Annotated in this window: 15 protein-coding genes; 5 read left to right on the forward strand and 10 right to left on the reverse strand. The window is 74.3% G+C overall.

Annotation, left to right across the window (positions count from 1 at the left end):
- Positions 1-8 precede the first annotated feature (8 nt).
- Together AC3IX6_RS00890 and AC3IX6_RS00895 are read right to left on the reverse strand one after the other, a co-directional pair.
- The gene (locus AC3IX6_RS00890; protein WP_489368231.1) at positions 9-1,352 is read right to left on the reverse strand and encodes a radical SAM protein; all 1,344 of its coding nucleotides are present in this window, start codon (positions 1,350-1,352) and stop codon (positions 9-11) included.
- Between the two features lie 81 nt (positions 1,353-1,433).
- Positions 1,434-3,017 carry an aldehyde dehydrogenase family protein gene (locus AC3IX6_RS00895; protein WP_489368232.1) on the reverse strand — a complete coding sequence of 528 codons (1,584 nt, stop codon included), beginning with the start codon at positions 3,015-3,017 and terminating at the stop codon, positions 1,434-1,436.
- 379 nt (positions 3,018-3,396) lie between these two features.
- Here AC3IX6_RS00895 and AC3IX6_RS00900 point away from each other — a divergent pair, with 379 nt between their 5' ends.
- Positions 3,397-4,653: a hypothetical protein gene (locus tag AC3IX6_RS00900; protein ID WP_489368233.1), complete on the forward strand. Its 1,257-nt coding sequence runs from the start codon at positions 3,397-3,399 to the stop codon at positions 4,651-4,653.
- Here AC3IX6_RS00900 and AC3IX6_RS00905 read toward each other — a convergent pair.
- The 4 genes from AC3IX6_RS00905 to AC3IX6_RS00920 form a co-directional block, all read right to left on the reverse strand.
- Positions 4,611-5,111 (reverse strand): hypothetical protein, encoded by a 501-nt coding sequence (locus tag AC3IX6_RS00905; protein WP_489368234.1) that lies wholly within the window; start codon positions 5,109-5,111, stop codon positions 4,611-4,613. The genes AC3IX6_RS00900 and AC3IX6_RS00905 overlap by 43 nt on opposite strands.
- 6 nt (positions 5,112-5,117) lie before the next feature.
- Positions 5,118-6,179, reverse strand: coding sequence for an SCO0930 family lipoprotein (locus AC3IX6_RS00910; RefSeq protein WP_489368235.1), 1,062 nt, complete (start codon positions 6,177-6,179; stop codon positions 5,118-5,120).
- A gap of 114 nt (positions 6,180-6,293) precedes the next feature.
- A complete protein-coding gene (locus AC3IX6_RS00915; protein ID WP_489368236.1) occupies positions 6,294-7,745 on the reverse strand; it encodes an NADH-ubiquinone oxidoreductase-F iron-sulfur binding region domain-containing protein in 1,452 nt (483 codons plus the stop codon).
- Complete coding sequence (locus AC3IX6_RS00920) at positions 7,742-8,803, reverse strand: hypothetical protein (RefSeq protein WP_489368237.1); 1,062 nt, start codon at positions 8,801-8,803, stop codon at positions 7,742-7,744. The genes AC3IX6_RS00915 and AC3IX6_RS00920 overlap by 4 nt, the downstream gene beginning before the upstream one ends.
- A gap of 488 nt (positions 8,804-9,291) precedes the next feature.
- Here AC3IX6_RS00920 and AC3IX6_RS00925 point away from each other — a divergent pair, with 488 nt between their 5' ends.
- Positions 9,292-10,560: a PucR family transcriptional regulator gene (locus AC3IX6_RS00925; RefSeq protein ID WP_489368238.1), complete on the forward strand. Its 1,269-nt coding sequence runs from the start codon at positions 9,292-9,294 to the stop codon at positions 10,558-10,560.
- Positions 10,561-10,626: 66 nt separating this feature from the next.
- Here the strand turns inward: AC3IX6_RS00925 and AC3IX6_RS00930 are convergent, their stop codons facing one another.
- Entirely contained in the window at positions 10,627-12,021 is a 1,395-nt protein-coding gene (locus AC3IX6_RS00930) for a DUF1996 domain-containing protein (protein WP_489368239.1), read from the reverse strand.
- Between the two features lie 9 nt (positions 12,022-12,030).
- Positions 12,031-12,768, reverse strand: coding sequence for a DUF4142 domain-containing protein (locus AC3IX6_RS00935; RefSeq protein ID WP_489368240.1), 738 nt, complete (start codon positions 12,766-12,768; stop codon positions 12,031-12,033).
- A 406-nt stretch (positions 12,769-13,174) separates the two neighbouring features.
- On the opposite strand from AC3IX6_RS00935, the gene AC3IX6_RS00940 reads away from it, so the two are divergent.
- The gene (locus AC3IX6_RS00940) at positions 13,175-14,809 is read left to right on the forward strand and encodes an alpha/beta hydrolase (RefSeq protein WP_489368241.1); all 1,635 of its coding nucleotides are present in this window, start codon (positions 13,175-13,177) and stop codon (positions 14,807-14,809) included.
- A gap of 85 nt (positions 14,810-14,894) precedes the next feature.
- Here the strand turns inward: AC3IX6_RS00940 and AC3IX6_RS00945 are convergent, their stop codons facing one another.
- Entirely contained in the window at positions 14,895-15,350 is a 456-nt protein-coding gene (locus tag AC3IX6_RS00945) for an SRPBCC family protein (protein WP_489368242.1), read from the reverse strand.
- Between the two features lie 91 nt (positions 15,351-15,441).
- Positions 15,442-17,616: an FUSC family protein gene (locus tag AC3IX6_RS00950; RefSeq protein WP_489368243.1), complete on the reverse strand. Its 2,175-nt coding sequence runs from the start codon at positions 17,614-17,616 to the stop codon at positions 15,442-15,444.
- Between the two features lie 181 nt (positions 17,617-17,797).
- On the opposite strand from AC3IX6_RS00950, the gene AC3IX6_RS00955 reads away from it, so the two are divergent.
- Both AC3IX6_RS00955 and AC3IX6_RS00960 read left to right on the forward strand, forming a co-directional pair.
- On the forward strand, positions 17,798-18,460 hold the full coding sequence (locus tag AC3IX6_RS00955; RefSeq protein WP_489368244.1) for a TetR/AcrR family transcriptional regulator: 663 nt from the start codon (positions 17,798-17,800) through the stop codon (positions 18,458-18,460).
- A 50-nt stretch (positions 18,461-18,510) separates the two neighbouring features.
- Positions 18,511-19,728: a cytochrome P450 gene (locus AC3IX6_RS00960; RefSeq protein WP_489368245.1), complete on the forward strand. Its 1,218-nt coding sequence runs from the start codon at positions 18,511-18,513 to the stop codon at positions 19,726-19,728.
- The last annotated feature ends 156 nt before the right edge of the window (positions 19,729-19,884 follow it).

Here is a 19,884-nt window from a genome sequence, read left to right on the forward strand (position 1 = left end):
GGGACCCGTCAGGTGGTGGTCTCTTCCTTCTCCTCCAGCCCCTCCAGGCTGTCCATGAAGGAGGAGACGGAGAACACCGCGCGCCCGGGGCCGGCCGGGCCGTATCCGGGCGGGGAGCTCAGGCCGAACTCCTCCAGTGTCGCGCGGTAGGTCTCCAGCAGGCGGACGTGGTATTCGAGGGGCGCGCCCAGCGGGTTGGCCTTGCCCAGCGGGGTCGTCGGCTCCGGGCACCAGGTGGTGAAGCGCGGGACGACCCCGTGCGACATGAAGAACCGCAGGCCCTCCTGGGTCGACGCGATCGCCTCGCTCACCTTGGTGAACCCGAAGGGCTCGGCCATCTCGATGCCCGCCACGAAGTTCGGGATCACGTTGCGCGGTCCGAACACCTCCGTGGAGTCCAGGATCCTGCGGTGCCATTCGTCGCGGCCGACGTAGCGCTCCTTGCCCGGGCAGTGGAGCTTGAACAGGTACTCGTCCCACACCTCGAAGTTGGGGTGGTAGATCTTGACGCCGTGGTCGTGGAAGCGCTGCACGGCGTCGCGGGGCAGGGCCTGCGCGACGACCTTGCCGGTCCAGCGGCCGGGGAAGCGCTCCTCGATGGCCTGCGCGTACTGGCCGTAGAAGTCGGCCTCGTCGCGGCCGCCGACCTGGGAGGTGATCGAGCCGCCCGTGAGGGTGTAGGCCCGGGAGATGCCCGCGGTGTCGTACCGGTCGATGATCTCCAGCGCCTCCAGCACCTCCTCGACCGGCTTCACGCCGGTGTAGGGGCGGCCGGCCGCCTTGTGCTGGCGCCAGTTGTGGTTGATGTCACAGAACTGGCACTCCTCCTTGGCGCCGAAGTACTGGCACACGCGGAAGACCGTCAGGTAGATGAGGTAGCCCCACTGGATGGTCGGGGCGACCTCCATCACCGACTTGCCGTTCGACAGCTTGTGCCGGTAGTACTCCGGCATCGGCGGCAGGCCGACGTCCGCGATCCGTACGCCGTCCAGGTACAGGCCGAGCGCGCCGTCCTCTCCGCCGCGCACCACGTACGGGGAGTCCGGGTTGACCCGTACGGAGACCACCGTGCGGCGCAGTTCGTACGGGCCGCCCGTGAGCACGATCTCCTCGGGGGGCCGGTTCAGCGCGGCGGCGCCGAGCTCCGGAAGGGTGCGGTGGTCGAAGGAGAAGATGAAGTACGACTTCGGCTTGACGTCGGCCGAGGACCCGTCGGCGCCTCCGCTGAGCGCGGACTCGTCGAAGGCCATGCCGCCCCGCAGGAGGTCTTCCTTGATCACGGCTTCCCGGGGCACGTGCGGGAAGCGCCCCATCAGGTCCTCGATCAGCGCGGTACGGCTGGGACTCTCCATCTGCGGCTCCATTCCAGGCTCTTGCCGTTCCGCGGCGGTCCGCCCCCTTGGCGTTCCGCGCGGCGCGGCGGTGATCTCACTCTAATGAGGGCGCCCGGGCCCCGGCGCAGCGGCTCCTGCGGGCATCAGCTGGTACTCCGGGAAATTGCCCGGAAACCGTTCGCCGGCGGGTCCGCGGGTGACCGCGCGGACCAGGAGGTCGCCGCCGACGAAGGCGCCCCGCCAGGAGGCGCCGAACCCGCCGAAGAGCTCCTCCCGGTCCCCGCGCGAGCGGGGCGCGCCGTGGCCGATCTTGAAGGCGCGGATCTGGGGTGCGAGGCGGCCGAAGGTGCCCGGGTCGTCGGTGGAGAGGGTGGCGACCAGGGCCCCGTTGGAGGCGTTCATCGCCGCCAGCAGCTCGGCCTCGGTGTCGACGAGCACGATCGTGTCGACCGGGCCGAAGGGCTCCGCGTGGTAGAGCGGTGAGGAGGCCGGCGGGCTGAGCAGGGCCAGCGGGGCCACGTAGGCGGAGGTGTCCTGGCCGGGCAGGAAGCGGGCCGGGTCCAGCGTGCCGCGGAAGAGGGGGACGGCGCCGCGGTCCACGGCCTCCGCGGCGTGGGCGGTGAGCTCCGCGGCCTTGGCGGTGTTGATGAGGGGACCGAAGTCGAGCTCGGGCAGCGGGTCGTCCGGGTGCGCGACGGCGAGGGGGTGTCCGGTGCGGACCGCGGAGACGGCGGGAAGGTAGGCGGCGAGGAAGGCGTCGAAGGCGGTGCGCTGGACGACGAAGCGGGGGTAGGCGGTGCAGCGCTGCTTGCCGTAGTCGAAGAGCTTCGGGATGGCGGCGCCCAGCGCGGACCAGTCGGTGTGGTCCCAGATGCCCCAGGTGTTGAGGCCCTCCTGTTCGAGGATGTGGCGTTTGCCGAGGTCGGTGAGGGCGGTGGCGATGCGGGCTCCGGTGTCGCGGCCGCCGACGAAGGAGACGCAGCCGATCTCCGGGGAGCGGACGAGCGCTTCGGAGAGTTCGCCGCCGCTGCCGCTGACCAGGGTCACCGGGATGTCCTCACGGTGGATGAGCGCGCAGGCGAGGGTGAGGCAGGCCAGGCCGCCGTCGGTGGGGGTCTTGGCGATGACGGCATTGCCCGCGAGGGCCTGTACCAGCATCGCGTGGACCAGGACCGACATGGGGTAGTTCCAGCTGGCGATGTTGGACACCGGGCCGTCGAGCGGGGTCCGGCCCTCCAGCATGGCGTCGATGTGGTCCACGTACCAGCGCACCCCCTCGATGCCCCGGTCCACGTCGGCGCACGCGAGGCGCCAGGGCTTGCCGATCTCCCACACCAGGAGCAGGGCGAGCAGGTCGCGGTGTTCGGTGAGGGCGTCGAGGGCGGCGGTGACCCGGGCCCTGCGCTCCGCCGGCGGAACCTGCCCCCAGGCGCGGTGCTGATCGAGTGCGGCCCGTACCGCCTTGGTCGCGGTGCCCGCGTCGAGCCGGGGCGGGCCCGCGATGGGACTGCCGTCCACGGGGCTGGTGGCGGGCAGGGCGTGGCCGTCGCTCTGCCAGGCGCCGGCCCAGAGGTTCAGGACGCGGTCCTCGCGGAAGGCCTCGGGGGCCGCGGCCAGGGCGCGCCGCCAGGCGTCGGCCCAGGCCGTGCCGGGCTTGAGGGCGAGGGGGGTGGGCTGTGCCATCTGTGAGTCTCCGCTCAACGACGGGCGGGGCGGGGGGCTGCCGTGACGTGTGGGCGTCGGGGCCGGGACGACTGCTCCGACCGTACGTACCTTCGGCGCGGCATCCGTGTTCTCGGGCCTCGGCGGCGCGTCGCGCGCCCGCGCGCCGTCGCGGGCGGCGGCCGACTGCTTCACGGGTACTGCGGGGGCATGAACATGCCGTGCGGTGTGCCCGGGAGCCCTGGTCCGGCGGCGACGGCACCGGTTAGCGTCGCTGCTGGAGCCGTACCGGTGAGCCACCACCGTACGGAGCACGGCCCGGGCCACCACGACTGGCTGCCGCCGCGTCAGCCGACCGCGCCTTCCCCTCCCCCGTTCTCCTCGGCTCTAGGACTTCCCCATGCCGTTTTCCCTGCCCGCGGGCGGGCGCTTCGCCGCGCTCGCCCTCACCTTCGCCGTCGCGCTGGGCACGCTGGGCGGGACGGCCGCCACCGCCTCCGCCGAGGCCACGGTGTTCGGTCCGCTGCCGCCCCGGAACCCCGCGACCGCGGGCAACGGCACCGCCGGCATGCACGGGGACAGCGCGTCCAGCGACACCACGCCCTACCCGGGCCCCGGAACGGGGAAGATCGCCTGCTCCCGCACCGCGCTGGCCTCCGCCTGCCCGACCATCGTGGTCGGCGCCGACGGGTACGTGGTCACCCTCTGCACCACCATCTTCGGGCAGACCCCGACCGCGCACCTGCTGGCTCCCGCGACCGGGGCCGACCTGGCCTCCCTGGCCCTGCCCAAGGGCAGCCTGTTCGGCGGCGTCTACTCCTACCTCGACAACAACGACCGGCTGGTCGCCGTGGACGGGAACAACAACCTCGCCCGCATCGGCCACCACCGCACCGGCAGCCGCACAGGCTGGGCGTTGACGGTCGACCAGTCCACCCCGCTCGCGGGCGCCGTGCCGGCCGGCGACAACATCGTGGGCCTGTCCCCCGCCTGGAACGGCAAGGTCTGGTTCGCCACCACCGACGGCGTGATCGGCACCGCGGACACGGACACCGGCACGGTCCGCACCCTTGCCACCGGCGAAGGCGTGCAGAACAGCATCTCCACCGTTCCGGGCCATACCGCCGTCGCCACCGACCACGCGCTGTACCTCCTCTCCGAGGCGCCCGACGGGACCCCCGTCATCAACTGGCGCGCCCCGTACGACCGCGGACCGGCCCGCAAGCCCGGCCGGCTGAGCTGGGGCGCCGGCGCCACGCCGAGCTTCTTCGGGCCGGGCGACGGGACGGAGTACGTCACCATCACCGACAACGCCGCCCCGCACGAGAAGCTGCTCGTCTACCGGGTGGACGGCGGGCCGACGCCGATCTGCTCCACGCCGGTGCTCACCCAGTACGCCAACAGCGGTACCGAGGAAGCCGTCATCGCCTCGGGCCGCAGCGTCTTCGTCACCGGGCCCACGGGCAGCGCCGGCCTCAACACCTTCGCCTCGTACCACCACGCGGTGCTCGACCCGGCCACCGGAGCGCAGCTCACCAGCTCGTTCCTGGGGATCGGGCTGGTCTACAACCGGCTGCAGATGACCGGTACCACCGGCCCGGACGGCACCCTCCATCAGGGCACCGAGACCGGCGTGGTCCGGATCACCAAGGGGTGAGCGCCGTGGGTGTGGGTGTGGCCGGGGGCCGAGTCCAGGGTTCCGCCGAGGCGGGCCCGGGCCGGGGTCAGGGCGTCCTCCGAGGGCGCCGTGATGATCCAGCGTTCGCCGACGAGGTACGTGCCACCGTACTGCCGTGACTCCGACAGCCACGCGGCACGGCCCTGCGCCGTGCTGAAAGTGGCCAGCCGGAAGGCCTGCGCGCCCACCGCGCAGGCGCCCTCGCGCACTTCCTGCGCGTCGACCGTCACCTCGGGGCTGCAGCCCAGGGCGGCCGCGATCCGGTCCAGCGGCTCGGGGGCGGGGGGCGGGGACGCCGCTCGCTCCCCGCCCCCGGCTCCCGTGCTGCCCGGGCCCGCCGTGCAGGATGCGCAGGCCGCGCAGAGGAGGGCGGCGAGCAGGGCGATCGCGCGCGGGGGCCGGGGCGATCGGGGAGTCCTTCCTCCCGTGCCGGGCACGGCCGGTCAGCCCTTCGCCGGGATCTTCTTGCCCGCGTCGTTCACCGCGAACCAGAGGCCTTGGAGGCCGTGTCCGTTGGTCTGGCCCGGTGCGGTGTCTCCGGTGAAGAGGTAGACCGGCCAGCAGTCGATCGTCAATTGCCGGGTTCCGTCCGGACGTTCCACGGATCCGACCAGCCCGGCGGGAATTCCGACTGCCTTTTCCCCTTCCACGGGTGCGGCCGGTTTCCACGTGTCCAGGCAGGCGTCGAGGCATCCGAATTTCATCGGCCAGGCGCTGTCCTTCCCGAACCGGTAGAGGGTGCGCCCCTGGGCGTCCACCAAGAGCTTTCCGAGTTTCGCGTCGTCCACGGCGGAGAGCGGTGCGGGCTCCTTTCCGGTGTCCGCCTTTCCGGTGTCCTCCGCTTTGCCGTCGTCCGCCGCCTTGCCGCCCGCCGCCGGCTTGCCGCCCGCCGCCGGCTTGCCGCCGTCCACGGCCTTGCTTCCGTCCGCAGCCAGCGCGTGCCAGGTCCCGCCGACGCCCTCGCCCTTCGCCTCGCCCGGCCGGGTGTCCTTCGCGTACCGGTACACGGGCCACCCCGCGAGCGTCAGCTGGCGGGTGCCGTCGGGCCGGTCGACCGAGCCGAGCAGCCCCGCGTCCACGCCGGCCGGGGCCTCGGCCCCGGCCGCCGGAACCGCGGGCCAGAGGGTGGCGCAGGCGTCCGCGCAGTTCGAACGGGGCGGCTGTGCGGTGTCCTTGTCGAAGCGGTAGAGCGTGGTTCCGGCCGCGTCCGTGACCACGCTGCCGACCTCGGGGATCTCCCGGACCGACAGCGTGCCGGCCGGGGTCGGGTCCTCCTCCGCGGCCCCATCCGCTCCCGTATCCGCGTCGGCCTCCGAGCCGGCGCCGTACCCCTCGCCGTAGTCGTCCGCCTCGCCCGCTCCGTGGCCCACCGCACGTTCCGCTCCCGCCGCCTGGACCGTCACCGTACGGGCGGCGTCGTCACCGCTGCCACAGCCCGACGCGAGCAGAAGTACCGTCAGCACCGATCCGGCGGCGGCCGTGGTCGCCCGGCTCCTGTTGCCCATGGTTTTCTCCTTCGATTTCCATCCGGCGTTCTTCCGTCTGGATATTCATAAGGTCTGCGGGGGCCGCCGTATTCGATGGCGCGGGAATTTATCAGATCACGCCAAAGCGTGAACTCATTCCTGGATGCGGAGCGCGAGCGCCGGGCAACGGCGCACCGCGCGCAGGGCTTTCGGCCGCAGGGGACCGGGGACCGGCATGACGCCGCGCGCCGGATAGCCGTCCTCGTCGAGCCGCACCACATCGGGCAGCAGGTCCACGCACAGGCCGTGGCCCTTGCACAACGTCCAGTCCACGACGAGCCGTTCGGGGCTCTCGTCCGCGGGCAGCGGCAGGGCGCCCAGCACACGGCGTCCGCAGCCGCTGCCGAGGGCGTGGTCGCGGAACTCGTCGGGGAAGACGGCGAGTGCGGAGGCCACGAAGGAGGACGTGCCGTCCGGGTGGGAGCAGGCTCCCCGGCCGCGCACCCCCCGCATCCGGGCCTGCACCTCGTCGAGGGCCGCCCCGCCGCCGCCGGCCACGAGCCGTTCCACGGCGTCGGCGAGCGAGGGCAGCCCCCGTACGCACGGACCGCACTGGCCCGCCGACTCCTTCGCCAGCCAGCGCGCGACCCGGGCCACCTCGCCCGCCGGGCAGGTGTCCTCGGGCAGCGGGAGCACCGCACCGGCGCCCAGCACGGCGTCGTACGCCGCCAGGGACGTGCGCGAGATCAGCGCTTCGCGCGCCGCCCCCGGGTCCAGCCAGCGGCCATGGAAGCCGCCGATCAGCACGCCCTGTCCGGGCACGGTGCCGCACAGGTCCAGTACGTAGGCCAGGGACGTGCCCAGTGGCACCTCGACGACGGTCGTGCCGGCGACGGTCAACAGGGTCGTGCCGGGTTCGTCGGGCAGCCCGGCCGTCCCGTACGCTGGGGCGCCGAGCCGGGCGGCGACGGCGAGCTGTGCGTACGTCTCCGCGTTGGACAGCAGGGTGGGCAGGCCGCCCAGACCCCGTTCGCTGGTCCGTGTCCGCTGGCCGGAGGGCAGGGCGGGCCCCCCGTCCAGGCCGCGGACCAGGGCGGTGCCCTCGCCCGTGACGAAGCGTTCGGGGAGCCTGACGACGCGCACGCGCCGCCCGGCGGGGCCCCGTTCCGCGACGGCCTCGGTGAGCGAGCGCTCCACGTCCGGCCGGGTGACGCCGACGACCACGTCCTCGGCGCCGAGCGCTGCGGCGGCCACCAGCGCGCCGTCGAGCACGAGGTGGGGCACGTAGAGGAGCAGCGCGGCGTCCTTCAGGCAACTCGGTTCGCCTTCGGTCCCGTTGACGACCACGGCGGTGCGCCCGTCCTGCCCCCGGGCGGAGCGGGTGACGGCCCGGAGCTTGCGGGCGAAGGGGAAGCCCGCTCCCCCGCGCCCGCCGAGGGCTATGCCCTCGGCGAGTTCGACGAGCCCTTCGGAGGGGTAGCGGGGCAGCGCGCCGTGCACGCTCAGATGGCCGGCCCGGTCGAGCCGTTCGGAGGCGTCGAGTCCGGCCAGCAGGCGCGGTGCGCCGACGCAGCCGAGGGCGGGCCGCGTCCCGGCGCCGCTCACCGTCCGCTCCGTACGCCGTCGAACGGCTCGGCGGACGGCCCCGCGGACGGATCCGCGCCCCGGCCGGGGAAGACCGTGGTGCCAGGCTGCCGGGTCAGGCGTGCCGTCAGCAGCTCCGCCGCCCACTCCGCCGGCCTGCGCACGAAGGGCGCGGGCCGGTGCGGCGGCGCCTGCCCGGGCACGCGGGAGGGTGCGGAGGGTGCGTGCGGCGGTGACTGCACCGGCGGCGCCGCCGGTGCGGCCGGCGCCCCGGACGGCCGCCCGGGGTCCGCCCGCAGCGGCGTACCGGGCTTCGTGCGCGGCCCCGCGTCGGCGAGCGTTCGGAGCTTCGCGCGCAGCCGCAGTGCCAGCAGCCCGGCGACGGCGAGCAGGCACAGCGCGTACCCGGTCGTCACCCAACCACTGGCGGCGCGACCCGACTTGAGCCCGTGGACCAGCGAGGCTCCCCAAGCCGGGTAGGCGGCCATGTGCAGGGCCCGCCACCACAGGGACCGCCCCCGGGCGGCGAAGGTGCCGCGGACGGCGCCGGAGACGGCCACGGCCACGAACCCGTAGCCGGCCAGGCTGCCGAGGCCGATGAGCAGCGGCCGCTGGCCGTCCGTGAAGGGCAGGACCACGGCGGCGGCGTCGGTCCGGGACCGCCCGACCTTGATCCACACGTGCAGGAGGAGGAAGCCGAGTCCGGCGACGGCCAGGCCGCGGTGCACGGCCTGGGCGACGAGCCGGTGCCCGGAGGCGAGCAGTCTGCGGTCGGTGGCGGCCAGGCCCCACAGGACGGCGCCGGTGAGGGAGACCAGCGAGAGCACGCCGGCGGCGTAGTCGAGGAAGTCCCACAGGCGGGTCAGCGCACCGGCGCGGGCCGCCACGAACAGGGCGGCCGCGGCGGCGAGGGCCGCCGCGGCCAGGGCGGCGGGGTGCGGCCCCCCGGCGGCGGAGAGCAGCGGCGGACGCCGCACCGCCCGCCGCCCGGAGGCGCTCGGCGTCGCCGGGGACGACGCCGCCGGGGACACCGCCGCGGATGCCGGGCCGGGGACCGCACCGGACACCGGGGCGGACATCGAGCCGGATCGCGCTGCGGATGGTCCTCCGGCATGGCGCCGGGTACGGCCTCTCGTGCGGCGGGCCCGGTGCGAACGGCCGGGCGGGCGGGGCTGGAGCAGGGGCATGTGGTCTCCCATACGTCCGGGCCCGAGCACTTCCACCTCGCGCTCGGCGCCCGGCGGTCGACGTCGTAACCGCTCCTCGGCGGGCGGGAGATGGGCGCCTGGCCCACCGGGCCGGCCGGGAGCGGGGGCCGGAGTGCAGAAGCATCGTGGAGCTGTGCAAGCCCTCCACAGGATTTATCGAAACGTGATAATTTCTGGCCCTCGCACAGCCATCGCATCGAACATCCCCGGAAGATTCCCTTCCAGTGGTGCGGTTGCGACGGGGTTGACGCCTGATCCGCCGCCGCACCTCCCCGACGGCGATCGAGCCGATGCCGCGGGACTGCGGGCTTGCCACCGTCCCACGGGGCAGGCCATACCCCGGCTTGAACGAGGTAACAATGTGCGAACTTCTGAACCGCATCTGGTCCCGACCCCGGGGCGAGTGGACCCGGGTCCTGCGCAAGGAACTGCCCACGGTGGCAGCGGGGATGGTGGAGGAACTACGGGAGACCGTGCCCGGATTCTCGGCGCTCGTCGAGGACATCGGCGACGAGGTGGTCAGACGCAGGGTGGAAGGGGCCCTGCTCACCGTCCTCGGTTACCGCGAGGGCGCCGGCGGCGCCGGATGTACGGGGACCGGCGGGTCCGACGGAGTCGACCCGGCCCACGCGCAGGAGCCTTCGGACCATCACACGCCGTCCCGGCCCGGCCCCGGAGCCACCACCACGGCGGCCGCCGACTTCGAAGCCGAGCACGCCCGGCCCCACCCGCACGCACTCCCCCACGCACACCCGCACACGGCCTTCCGGGGCGGGGAGTCGCCTCCCCTGCAGGCCGTGCCCTTACAACGGTTCGGCTCGGTCCGCGAGCACGCCCGGCGCGAACTCTTCGCCCTGCTCACGGATGACGCCCCGCACCGCGAACCGGCCCTCGCCGAACTGGCCGGCGCGGCCGGATGGCCCCTCCCGGTCGCCGTCCGGGCCGTCGCCCTGGCCTCGCCCGGCGAGACCCAGCAGCTCGCGGCGCTCCTCGACGACTGCCTCGGCGGCATGGTCGCGGGCCAGCCCTGCCTGCTCGTTCCCACCCCCGACCCGGAGGCCCGTACCGCCCTGGACGCCGCCCTGCGCGGCCGTCTCGCCGTGGTCGGCCACCCGGTGGCCCCCGGCGACACCGCTTCCTCCCTGCGCTGGGCGGTACGCCTCCTCGCGCTGGTCCCGGCGCAGACCCGGTCCGGCCCGGACGCCCGGACGGTGTTCGTGGACGACCACCTCTCGACGCTGCTGCTGCTCCAGGACGAACCGCTGGCCCACGCACTCGCCGCACGCTGGCTGCGGCCGCTGGCGGACCTCACCCCGCGCCAGAGCGAACGGCTCGAAGTGACCCTGCTCGCCTGGCTGGAGGGCGGCGGAGCGCCCGAAGCGGCCAAGGCGCTGAGCGTGCACCCGCAGACGGTGCGCTACCGGATGCGCCAGCTGGAGAAGCTCTTCGGGCCCGGCCTGCGGGACCCGCGCACCCGCTTCGAGCTGGAACTGGCGCTGCGCAGCCGCCGGTTGATGGCCCAGGTCCGGCTGCGGCCGGTCAGGGGCGGCCGCCGGGCACGCGTCGTGAGCGCCGACTTCCGCCCGTCGCCGGGCGACGGCCGCATCGCCCGCGTCAACGGCCTCTAGCGAGCCGGCACACGAGGCGGTGCCGGCCCGGAGCGTTCTCCGGGCCGGCACCGCCTCTCCGTCTGGTCAGCGGCAGGTGCGTCCGCCGTTGACGCACCGCACCGCCCGGGCCATCAGCTCGTCCGGCATGACGTTGATGAAGTCGCCGTGGTCGGTGACCGGCTTGTGGAGCTGCTCGGGGAAGCTGTCCACCGCGAAGCGCGCTCCGGGGGGTGTCGCGTAGACGATCCGCTGGACCAGTTGCGGCACGGCCTTGAAGCCCGCCGGGCAGGAGCCGTCGCGGCCGGCGAAGGCCACGTGGGTGCGGTGGTTGGCGCTGTCGGTGTTCTTGCCGTCCCAGCAGCTCTGGAAGGCGAACGTCCGCACCACGTCCGTCCCCTTGGGGCAGATCGGGTACTTGTCCTTCAACTGCCGGTTCTCGAAGCCGGTGCAGCTCCAGGAGGCGTTGGCGTTGGCCGGGCCGTTGGTGAAGGCCTTCGCGTCGCCCGTGATGATCCGCAGGAAGCGGGGCATGGCGGTGACGCCGGAGACGGGACTCCCCTTGAATTCGATGGTCACCTGCTTCGGCCGCAGGATCGTGCCCACGTTGGCGTCCTGACCGCCGCCCGGGGCTCCCGCGTCCTGCTCCGCCTTGCCGTCGCGCAGCCTGAGCACCGGCCAGTAGTAGGTGGACAGGTCACCGTTCGTGCAGGTGGTCCCGGAGGCGGCGAGGCTGTTGTTGGTGGAGAAGGCGTCCGTGGTCTTGTTGCCGACGTAATCGTGCATGTGGTGGGCGCCGTTGCTCACTCCGGGGGCGACGATCACGTTGTCGGGGTTGAGGTGGCGCTCCTCGTTGCGGCCGCATTCCACGGAGAAGGAGCCTTTGGAGGCACCGGACTTGGGTGCGGGGCGCCGTACGTTCGGCTTCACCGAGCCGATGCGGACGAAGTCGGCGCGGGCCGGGCCCCCCTTCTGGGCTGCACCGCCCGCGCCGCCCCGGGCGGTCTCCTCTTCGGCGGCGGGCGCCTCGCGCATCGCACAGGCGCTCAGCTCCGCCAGCCCGTCGGGGCGGGCGGTGGTGCGCCCGATCGCCTCGGAGACCTTGCCGATCGACACGTCGCGCCGGTCCTTCAGCTCCCCGAGCAGCGCGTCCGCCGGCGCCCGGCCCGTGGCGAGCCGCTGGTAGGCCTCGGCGATCTGGGTGTCGAGGCCTGCGAGTTCCCGGTCCACTTCGCCGCGCGCCTGATCGGGAACCTCGCGCAGCCGCTCTCCGACGTCGGGGCAGTCGATGGTGGACGTCACCGGCGCCGGGCGCGCCGGGTCCTGGCCCGCGGAGGCGACCTGGCCCGCGATCACGACCGCGCCGCCGCCCAGGACCAGTGCGGACGCTGCGGCCAGTGCCTTGTAGAGGGGGCGCCTCCTGCGTTTGTGCCCTGCCCCGTCCGGGCGCGCCGGGCCTTGCGTGGAGTCGTTGTCGCGCATGTGATCACTTCACTTCCTCGGTCGGATGTCGGTGGGAGAGGGGTCCGCCGGACGGGCGGCCGCGGGAGGTGTGGCCGTGGGAGGGCCGTCCGCGAGGCCTTCGAAATCGACCAGGCCGCTGGCTTCGAGGACCGCGATGTGGTCCAGGACCGTGGTGTTGGCGTCGGTGGCGAGCTCGCGGACCACGGAGTTGCGGGTCTGCGCCCGCACTTGGGCGACGAGCGTGAACACCTTGCCGTGCGCCCGCCGCAGCAGCTGCACGAACAGCCGCTCGTAGGTGGCCCCTTGGGCCCGCTCGAGCTGGTCGAGCCAGGCCTGCTGCTGGCCGGACGGCCGGTCCGGCAGTTCGACGCCGAGCGCCTCGCCCACCTCCAGGACCCTGCGGTCCAGCTCGGTGTGCCCTTCCACGAGGTGCTCACCGGCCGTCCGCACCGACTTGCGGGTCCCGCGCTCCTGGGCCTGCCGGCCCGCGGGCAGTTCCCACAGACCGGCGAGGCGGACCTTGCGCACGAACTCGCGGTCCTGCGCGGTCAGCGGCCCGAAGGCCGTGTTCATCACCCCGGCGCCGTCGTCATCGGCGGAGGCGGGGCCGGGCGAGGCGGTGAGGGCGGGCGACGACAGCGCCGGGGCCGCCGCCGCGGTCCGGCCGCCGAAGCTCCGCACGGGTATCAGCAGGGCGATCAGCGTGAGGGCGAGGGCTCCGATGACGATGCCCGTGCCCATGACGTGTCGCGAAGCGACCGACATGCCGCCGACGTCTCTCCGGCGGTTCGGACGGATGGACAGCACTGTGCCTCCTTGGGTCCCGGGACGCCCGGGAGCCGCCGCACGGAGCGTGCCGCTCCCGCCGGTCCCCGGGTGCCAAGGGACGCTAGTGCCGGCTCCGCCTCTCCCGCCAAAGGCCCATCCGGACTGGACAAACATCCGGGCGGCCCCCCGAAAGACTGCTACGGTGCCGCCCGCCCCCGGCCGCGGCGATGCCCGCGCCGCGGTACCTGACGTGTGGACAAAAACCCCGGCGCGTCGGCCAGTTGTCCGGATTTCCAGTCATTCGCGAGGAGTAGAGGGGCCCGCCCCTCAGGTGGATTCGCCCGGCCCGCGGGGTGGCCCAGGGTGGGTGCGGACCACCGCCCACCCGAAAGGAACGGCCCCCGTGCGCAAGAAACGACTGGCATCCTTCCTGGCCGCCGCCGGGCTCCTCGCGAGTTCCCTGCCCCTGTTCGCGGCCGCCCAGGCCTCCGCCCTGCCCACCGGCAGCTTCCAGGCCGACCGTGTCCAGGCCGACGGCCTGCAGACCGACGCCGCGTACCTGCGGCAGAAGCCCGCCTGGCACCGGTGCGCCGCCGATCAGCCGGCCTCGTACGAGTGCGCCACCCTCAAGGTGCCGCTCGACTACCGGCGGCCCGCGGGACGCACCCTCGACCTGGCGATATCCCGGGTGCGGAGCACGAACCCCGCCAAACGGCACGGGGTCCTGCTGATGAATCCGGGCGGGCCGGGCGGGAGCGGGCTCGATCTGCCGCTGGCCCTCGGCGAGGTGGTCCCGCCGGAGGTGGCCGAACGGTACGACCTCATCGGCTTCGATCCGCGCGGGGTCGGCGCCAGCAGTCCCATCAGCTGCGGGCTGGCCGACGCCGAGCAGGGCATCGACCGGCCGTACCGGCCCGGCTCCTTCCCCTCCGACGTGGCCTGGGCGCGGAACATCGCCGAGAAGTGCCGGGAGAAGGCCGGCTCCGTGCTCCCGTACATCACGACCCGCAACACCGCCCGCGACATGGACACGATCCGTGCCGTCCTGGGCGAGCGGAAGCTCTCGTACCTGGGCTACTCCTACGGGACCTACCTCGGCGCGGTGTACACGCAGATGTTCCCCGGCCGGACCGACCGGTTCGTGCTCGACAGCGGCGTCGACCCGGAGCACATCTGGAGGGGCATGTTCCGGACCTGGGCCACGGAGGCCGAGCCGGCCTTCGCCCGGTGGACGCGGTGGGCGGCGGAACGCTCGGGCGAGTACCACCTCGGCGAGAGCCCCGCGGCCGTGTCGAAGACCTTCTGGGACCTGGTGGCGCGCGCCGACCGGGATCCGATCGTCTTCCAGGGGGAGAAGATCAACGGCGACGACATCCGGGGCGCCCGCGCGCTGTTCTTCTATCCGGCGCAGGTCACCCCGCTGGTGGTGGCACTGAAGGACGCGGCCGACGGAAAGCCCGCCGGCACTCCGGGCGCCTCCGGGCCAGACTTCGACATGAAGCGGGCGCTCGCCGGCGAATCCGGGCCGGCCCCGGCGGGACCCGCCTCCGACAACGGCGTCGCCGTCTTTTGGAGCGTGGTGTGCGGGGACACGGACTCCTGGCCGCGCGATCCCGAGCGGTACCGTCGCGACGCGGTCCGGGACAAGGCCGCGTACCCGCTCTACGGGGACTTCGCCTCGAACATCAAGCCGTGCGCCTTCTGGCCGCGGCCGCTCGAGGCGCAGACCCCGATGAAGGCGCGGGCCGGGGTGCTGACCGTGCAGAACGAGTGGGACTCGCAGACCCCGCTGGCCAGCGGCCAGGGCCTGCACCGGGCGCTGAAGGGCTCGCGGATGGTGCTGGCCCTGGGCGCCGAGGGCCACGGGGTGTACCTGGCCGATCCGTCCTCCTGCGCCGCCGCACCGGTCACCGCGTACCTCGTCACCGGGCGGCTGCCGGCCGAGGACATCGCCTGCCGTACGCCGTCACCGGGAGCCGATCGGCAGGGGGCGCCGGTGAAGCCGCTGCCGATTCCGTCCGGTCCCGGACGCTTCTGACCCGGTGACCCAGGGGGTGTCTTGTCGATCGGCCCGGCCTGATCGGCAAGGCACCCCCAGCGGCCCGGCGAACGGGCCCGGTCCCTCACGCGGGCCGCGGGGACGCCTCCGCCGCCGCCTTGATCCGGCGGCCGAAGTCGGGGGCGTCCTTGCGCGCCGCGTTGAGGGCCAGGCCGACGAGGAGGCGGCCGAAGCCGTGGCCGGTCAGGGTGTTGAAGAGGCGCAACCGCGTCCGGCCTCCGGGGAGTTCGGCCAGGTCGTAGCCTCCTTCGGCGGTCACCAGATTGTGGCTCAGCTCCGTCCAGCGGATCCGCCCGGGCGGGTGGAGTTCGGTGATCTGGAACTCCCTGGCGGTCTTCATCCCGGCGTCCTTCACCGTGCTGCGGAAGACCGTCCCGACGGCGGTCGGGGCGTCCGGGGTCCGGGTGATCCGCTGGACGCGCGGGCTGAACTCCGGGTCGTTGCGCCCGTCCGCGAGATACGCGAACACCTCGGCGACGGGCCGGTCGATCTCGACGCTCGCCTCGAACAGTCCGGACATGTCCGCTCCTCACCACACACCCTGCCGGCGCGGAGCCGGTACCCCTCGTTCCACGATCGCAGAGCCACGCTCCGGGCGCACCGCCGCGCGCTCAGGGGCCACCGGAGGCCGAGGGTCCCGCACCGGGCCCGGCCCCACGCCCGGCGCCGGCCGCGGCCGCGGCACCGGCCCCGCGGTCGAGCAGGGCCAGGTCGGCGCTCAGCGAGTCGAGCCAGGCCATCGCGGTGTAGAACACCGGCGGCGCGCCCTCGGGTACGGGCCGCCGGGGTGCCGGGCCGGCGGGACCGGGGTCCGTGGGCCCCGCGGCGTGTACGGGGTCCGCGGCCGCCGCCGCGCGGCGCAGCCCGGCCGCCACCCAGGCCCCGTACTCCCGGACCACCGCCTCCTCGCGCGGGCCGGGCGGGGCGCCGGGGGGCCTGCGGCCGCCCCAGAGGACGTGGTGGCCGGTCATCACCGCCGCCTGCCAGTCCTCGCCCGGGGCGGTGGCCGCCGGATGCTGCCGCTCCGTCTGGTACTGGGCGTACGCGCTCTCCGCCATGGCCAGCGCGTGCCGCACCCGCTGGTCGGGCTCCACCTCGCGGGCCCGGCCGAAGGCGGCGGTGGCCGCCTGGACGTCGTCGGCCGCGGCGTGCAGCAGCTCGGCCACGGCGCGCCCCAGTTCGTCGTGGGCGCCGCGCGGCCAGGCCAGCAGCCCGCACACCATGCCGATGGCGCTGCCGACCAGTACGTCCAGGAACCGGACCTCGGCCAACTGCCACGTCGTGGGGGCGAGCTGGGCGAAGGCCATGGCCACCACCAGGGTGAACATGGCCTGAGCCCAGCCCACGCCGCGCACGGGCCCGACGCAGAACGCGAACAGCATCAGCGGCGGCAGCACGATCGCGTACACCGTGCTCGCCTCCCCGGCCAGCGCGAGGACCACACCGGCGGCGACCGCGCCCACCAGGGTGCCGATCAGGGCCAGCCGGACGGTGGCCCGGGTCTGCACGGCGTTGGTGCGGGTCAGGCTGAGGACGGCGAGCATCGCCCAGAAGCCGTGCGGCAGGGAGTCCACTCCGGCGACGGCCCGGGCGACGGCGAGGGCCACGCCGATCCGGACGGCGTTCTGGAAGTGCACGGACCGGGGCCCGGTGTGCCCGGCCAGCCGGTACCACCAGAGCCGCACCGGCCCCTCCTCGGCGTACCAGAACCGGTCGGCGGGCCCGGCGGCCGGCTCCGCCCCCGTCCCCGCCGCGTCCGCGGCCCCCGCACGTCCCCGTACGGCGATCCCGGCGGCGCCGCGCAGCACGAGCGCGGCGTCCGCCAGCTCGACCAGTGCGGCGTTGCGGAACCCGGGCCCGGGCCCCGTCACGGGCGTCCGGGCGAGGGAGGCGTGCAGGTTCCGCAGCCGCGCGGAGTCCGTGGCGGCCGGGTTCCCCGCTCCGAGCAGCCCGGCCGTCCCGGCGGCCGACTCGCGCACGGCCGCCACGAGGTCCAGCCCGGCCGTTCCGGCCGCCGGTCCGGGCTCCGGCGGGGGCAGGGACCGGAGCCGTGCCAGCAGGGTGCGGGCCGCCAGCCCCGTGTGGGCCAGCGCGCGTTCCCGTACGCCGGGTCCCGCGGGCCGCTGCGCTTCCCCGACCCGGGAGGGCCGCAGGGCCTGTGCCCGCTCCGCGGCGCGGGCGGTCTCCGCGGCGGGCAGGGTGTGGGGCGGCCGCTCCAGCACGGCGGCGCAGCGGGCCGCCTCGGCCGCGGCCGCGGCGGCCAGGTCCCGGTAGCCGGGGACGGGCGGGTCGGGCAGCACGGTGGCCTCGGCGAGGATCAGCAGCAGGACCCCGGCGACGGTGCCGGTCAGCCGCTGCCCGAGGGTGTCGGGGGCGTACGGCGGGAAGCTGGGCAGGATGTACAGCAGCTGGAGCCCGGGTGCGGCGCCCGCGAGGCGGGGTCCGGCCGCCGAGGAGAAGGCCACGCAGAAGCCGATGACCAGCATGCCCGCCACGGCGGCCCAGGTCCGTACCGACAGCCAGGTGCCCAGCGCCACCAGGGCGCAGGCGGCGGGAAGCACCCGGGCGACGACGGTGGCCCGCAGCCGTCCGCTGCCCGGGATCCGGGAGAGCCCGGCCAGCGCGACGGCGGCGAAGAGCGCGTACGTGGCCTCGACGGGCCGGTCCAGCCCGTACAGGAACGCGTAGAAGCCGAGGCTCGCGGCGAGGGTGACCCGGACGGCCCGCCGTGCGGCCGCCGGCAGGGGGCCGGTGCCGGTACGGAGCTCACTCAGGGCGGCACGCACCCTCTCAGCGTCCCACCGGGCACCGCCGCGGTCCTGCCGTATCGCTTGACACTTCGTCAGGGCGGGCGCAACTTATATCGGCGGGCCGATATAACTCGGACCCGATGCAGCTCGGCACCCGATGCAGCTCGGAATCCGATCCGACTCGGCGTCCCGATACGACCAGCACCCCGGAGGCCCCGTGGAGCCGTCCCGCACCCGAGAACAGCCCCGGCGCCGCACCCCGAAGGCGCAGCGCACCCCGCAGGCCCAGCGCAAGTCCGAGAGCCGCGCCCGGCTCATCGACGCGGCGGCCGACCTCTTCGCCCGCAAGGGGTTCCACGCCGTGTCCGCCGAAGCCGTCGCCGAGGCGGCCGGGCGCACCACGGGCGCGCTGTACAGCCACTTCGGCGGCAAGGAGGGCCTGTTGCTGGCGCTCCTGGAGGTCTGGAAGGAGCGCACGAGCGAGGAGCTGGCCGCCGAGATCGCGGCCGGGGACCCGGCCGACCCGGCCGTGCACTTCACCGCGATGTGGGGCAGCCTCACCCGCCCGCACCCCGAGCACGGCGACTCCTGGCTGCTCCTGGAGACGGAGCTGTGGCTGCACGCCGCCCGCGGCCCCCTCATCGGGGACCGGCTGGCCCAGCGGTACGCCGAGGTCCGTGCCCGGCTCGGCGAGGGCCTGGCCGACTGGGCCGAGGCCACCGGCACCCCCCTGACCCGTACGCCGCAGGAGACCGGCGCCCTCGTGCTCGGCATCCTCCTGGGCCTCTCCATGCAGCACCGCCTCGAACCGCGCGCCGTCCCCGACGGGCTCGTCGTCGAGGCCCTCGGCACCGTCCTGGGACTCGGCGGGGCCGGCTGACCGGTGCGAACCCGTACGACTCCGATCCGTCCGACGAAGGGAACCGCCCCGTGCTGCCCACCGGCGAGATAGACCTCCTTGAGGACACCTGGGCCCGCGAGGTCCCGCACGCCCAGTTCACCCGGCTGCGCCGCGAGGACCCGGTCCACTGGCACGAGGTGCCGGGCCGGCACGCCGGCTTCTACGCCGTGACCCGGCACGCCGACGTCAAGGCCGTCAGCCGCGATCCCGAGCTGTGGTCCACCGAACTCGGCTCCTTCATGATCCGCGACCAGAACCCCGAGTCCCTGGAGACCCTGCGCCTGGTCCTGCTGGGCATGGACGCCCCGCGCCACTCCCGGTACCGCTCGCTGGTCAGCGCGGGTTTCACGCCCCGGGTCGTACGGAGGCTCGCGGGCCGGATCCAGGAGCGGGCGGTCACCCTGGTGGAGCGCGCGGTCACCCCGGGCCGGGACATGGACTTCGTCGCGGAGGTCGCCGCCTGGCTGCCGATCCAGACGATCTGCGAGATGGTCGGCGTGCCCGAGGGGGACGAGCGGCTGATCTTCGACTGGAGCAACCGGATGGCCGGCTCCCAGGACCCCGAGCTCTCGGCCGGCAAACACGACAGCGATCTCGCGGCCGCCGAGATCTACGCCTACTGCGACGCGCTGGCCGCCGAGCGGCGGGCCCGCCCCCGGGAGGACATCCTCTCGACGCTGGTGCACGCCGAGGTCGACGGGGACAGGCTGTCGCCGGACGAGATCAACATGTTCTTCGTCCTGCTCTGCGTCGCCGGCAACGAGACCACCCGCAATCTGCTCTCCGGCGCCCTGCTCGCCCTGATCGACCATCCTTCGGCGCGCGCCGAACTGGCCGCGGCCCCCGGGGACGAGGCCCTGTGGACGACGGCGACGGAGGAGTTCCTGCGCTGGGGCGGCTCGATCCACAACTTCCGGCGCACCGCCACCCGGGACACCGTGCTGCGCGGGCGGCCCGTCGCCGAGGGACAGAAGGTGGTCACCTACTACACCTCCGCCAACCGCGACGAGGAGGTCTTCGCCGACCCCTTCTCCTTCGACGTCCGGCGCACCCCGAACGAGCACCTCACCTTCGGGGGCGGCGGCCCGCACTTCTGCCTGGGGGCCGGCCTCGCCCGCACCCAGATCAAGGCCCTGGTCCGGGAGCTCCTGCGCCGGCATCCGGAGGTCTCCCTCGCAGGGGAGGTGCGCCGCCTGCGCTCGGACTTCATCAACGGGATCAAGTACCTCCCGGTGCGCTTCGGGTAGCCGCCCCCGGGAGCCGCTCCGGGACCTTCGGCCCCTGCCGGGGCACTCCCCGGCGCTGTTAGAGTTGTCGGCAGCGAAGGGGAGTAGTCCCGAAAACCGCTGGTCGACATACTGGACGCCTCGACGGGTCCCGGCCACCGGGCCACCGCGCTTCCG

The sequence above is a fragment of the Streptomyces sp. GL_141 genome (genome assembly GCF_057834385.1).